The organism is Rhizobium sp. P32RR-XVIII (assembly GCF_012641395.1).
Classification (GTDB): domain Bacteria; phylum Pseudomonadota; class Alphaproteobacteria; order Rhizobiales; family Rhizobiaceae; genus Rhizobium.
The window spans coordinates 1-1005 of sequence record NZ_JABAIH010000081.1 but is presented as its reverse complement, the minus strand read 5'-3'; the positions used below and the strand labels follow the sequence as shown (position 1 = coordinate 1005).

Annotated in this window: 2 protein-coding genes; both read left to right on the top strand. The window is 54.8% G+C overall.

Going from position 1 to position 1005, the window contains the following annotated elements:
* Window positions 1-308: GDP-mannose 4,6-dehydratase (locus tag HGP14_RS35140; RefSeq protein WP_205927480.1), on the top strand; the 308-nt coding region annotated here is incomplete at its 5' end.
* Window positions 301-1005 (top strand): GDP-L-fucose synthase (locus HGP14_RS35135; protein ID WP_168834380.1); only part of this gene is annotated, 705 nt, incomplete at its 3' end. The genes HGP14_RS35140 and HGP14_RS35135, both read left to right, overlap by 8 nt.

Sequence of the window (1005 nt, the reverse complement as noted above, 5' to 3'; positions counted from 1 at the left end):
TTCGCTCCTTTGTTGAGAAGGCTTTTGCCAAGGTTGGCATGCCGATCGATTGGCGTGGGGAGGGTGTCGAGGAAAAGGGCTATGATAGGATATCCGGTCAGTGTGTTGTGGAGGTCGATCCAGCCTATTTCCGGCCGACTGAAGTTGATCTTCTGATTGGCGATCCGACGAAGGCGCATACGAAGCTTGGCTGGAAACATGAGACCAGTCTTGACCAACTTATTACGGAGATGGTTCGCGAGGACCTGAAAGTCATGGCACGAAATGTTCCGCCGATAGGTGTGAACAAAGGTTTGGCGTATGCCTGAGATGATCTACAGCCTTGCCGGAAAAAAGGTCTATGTCGCGGGCCACCGCGGCATGGTTGGGTCTGCGATCGTGCGACGTCTCGCTTCTGAGGGCTGCGAGATTTTGACGGCCACGCGCGGCGAGGTCGATCTAAGACGGCAGGAACAGGTGGAGGCTTGGATGGGTAAGAACCGTCCCGACGCTGTCTTCCTAGCCGCTGCGAAAGTCGGCGGCATTCTCGCGAACGATACCTACCCTGCCGACTTCCTTTACGACAACCTGATCCTCCAAACGAACGTCATCCACGCAGCTCACAAAGTTCACGTCGAGAAGCTGATGTTTCTGGGCTCATCCTGCATCTATCCGAAATTCGCCAATCAGCCGATCGTTGAGGAATCGCTTCTGACCGGATCGCTCGAGCCCACCAATGAATGGTATTCGATCGCCAAAATTGCCGGGATCAAGCTCTGCCAAGCCTATCGCAAACAGCACGGCAACGATTTCATCTCGGCCATGCCGACCAATCTTTATGGTCCGGGCGACAATTTCGACCTCAAGTCGAGCCACGTCGTACCGGCGCTAATACGCAAGGCGCATGAGGCGAAGATAAATCAACGGCAAGAAATATGCATCTGGGGTACTGGCATGCCGCGGCGCGAGTTCCTGCATGTTGACGATTGCGCCGACGCCTGCGTCCATCTCATGAAGACCTATTCC